Source organism: Streptomyces fuscigenes, from assembly GCF_021556455.1.
In the GTDB taxonomy this organism is placed as follows: Bacteria; Actinomycetota; Actinomycetes; order Streptomycetales; family Streptomycetaceae; genus Streptomyces; species Streptomyces fuscigenes.
Map to the genome: position 1 here is coordinate 1 of NZ_JAKGCV010000713.1, position 1,795 is coordinate 1,795.

At 72.1% G+C, this 1,795-nt stretch carries 2 protein-coding genes; both read right to left on the reverse strand.

Annotated features, from left to right (window positions below):
• The coding region (locus tag L1885_RS27995) for a hypothetical protein (protein ID WP_372482055.1) at positions 1 to 404 on the reverse strand (404 nt) is incomplete at its 3' end.
• An 11-nt stretch (positions 405 to 415) separates the two neighbouring features.
• Positions 416 to 1,630, reverse strand: coding sequence for a cyclic dehypoxanthinyl futalosine synthase (gene mqnC / locus L1885_RS28000; RefSeq protein ID WP_235799943.1), 1,215 nt, complete (start codon positions 1,628 to 1,630; stop codon positions 416 to 418).
• Positions 1,631 to 1,795 lie beyond the last annotated feature (165 nt).

The window sequence follows — 1,795 nt, forward strand, 5'->3', positions numbered from 1 at the left end:
GCCGCGACCTGCGGGCGCGTGAAGGGGCCGGCCACGGCCGTGACCCCGCGCGCGAGCAGCCGCTGCACGCCCCGGCGGGCGCCGGCTCCCCAGCGGGTGTCCGTCATGGCGACCCCGGCGACCGGGACGGGCCCGGTGCCGAACTCCCCGGCCTCGCGCGGGTCGGGCCAGTAGAAGCCCTCCAGCAGCAGGGCGCCGTCGGCCGCGTACCGGCCGGGTTCGAGAACGCCGTCCCAGGCCCGCACGCGGGCGCCGCTGCCCTCGCCCCCGTAGACCTCGACGAGCTTCCCGTACGGCCCGATCTCCGCGATCCGTCCGCCGTCGGTGACGACCGCGAGTCCCGGGGTGACAGGTCCGTTCCGTCCGGTGCGCACCCCGCCGGCGGGGTGGTGGATCGTCAGCACGGCGGCCGTCCTCAGTTGGTGCTGAGCAGCTTCAGCTCGGGGTGCGCGGTGCCGCCCTCGATGGCGGTGGAGGAGATGTGCGACACGACGCGGTCGTCCACGGGGTCGTTCGCCGGGTCGTCGTGCACGACGAGGTGCTCGTACGTGGTGGCGCGCTGCGCCGGGACGCGGCCCGCCTTGCGGATCAGGTCGATGATCTCCATGCGGTTGGACCGGTGCTTGGCCCCGGCCGAGGAGACGACGTTCTCCTCCAGCATGATCGAGCCCAGGTCGTCGGCTCCGTAGTGCAGCGACAGCTGGCCGACCTCCTTGCCGGTCGTCAGCCAGGAGCCCTGGATGTGGGCGATGTTGTCGAGGAACAGGCGCGCGATGGAGATCATCCGCAGGTACTCGAAGAGCGTGGCCTGCGTGCGGCCCTTCAGGTGGTTGTTCTCGGGCTGGTACGTGTACGGGATGAAGGCCCGGAAGCCGCCCGTGCGGTCCTGCACGTCGCGGATCATCCGCAGGTGCTCGATCCGCTCGGCGTTGGTCTCGCCGGTGCCCATCAGCATGGTCGTAGTGGATTCGACGCCCAGGTTGTGGGCGGTCTCCATGATCTCCAGCCAGCGTTCGCCCGACTCCTTCAGCGGGGCGATCGCCTTGCGCGGGCGCTCCGGCAGGAGTTCGGCGCCGGCGCCGGCGAACGAGTCCAGGCCCGCCGCGTGGATACGGCGGATTGCCTCCTCGGCGGAGACGCCGGAGATGCGGGCCATGTGCTCGATCTCGGACGCGCCGAGCGAGTGGATGACCAGCTGGGGGAACTCCTTCTTGATGGCGGCGAAGGCCGTCTCGTAGTACTCCACGCCGTAGTCCGGGTGGTGGCCGCCCTGGAACATGATCTGCGTGCCGCCCAGTTCGACGGTCTCCGCGCAGCGGCGCAGGATGTCGTCGAGATCACGGCTCCAGCCCTTGGCCGTGTCCTTGGGGGCCGCGTAGAAGGCGCAGAACTTGCACGCCGTCACGCAGACGTTGGTGTAGTTGATGTTCCGCTCGATGATGTACGTGGCGATGTGCTCGGTGCCCGCGTAGCGGCGGCGGCGCACCGCGTCGGCCGCGGCGCCCAGCGCGTGCAGGGGCGCGTCGCGGTACAGGACGAGGGCCTCCGCGGGCGTGAGGCGGCCCCCGGCGGCGGCGCGGTCCAGGGCTCCGGCGATGTCAACGGACGTAGGGTCGGCCTTCTCGGTCACCGGAACGGGTCCTTCCACACGGGGTACAACAACCGCTTCAGAGTACGCCAGGGGCTTTCGGCGGGCGGGGACACACCGGGGCACCGGTCCCGGCGCGGGGATCGCCCGCACCGGGAGCACCGCGGGCGCGTGCGCGGCGCCCGCCGGGGAGCCGGCACGAGCCGG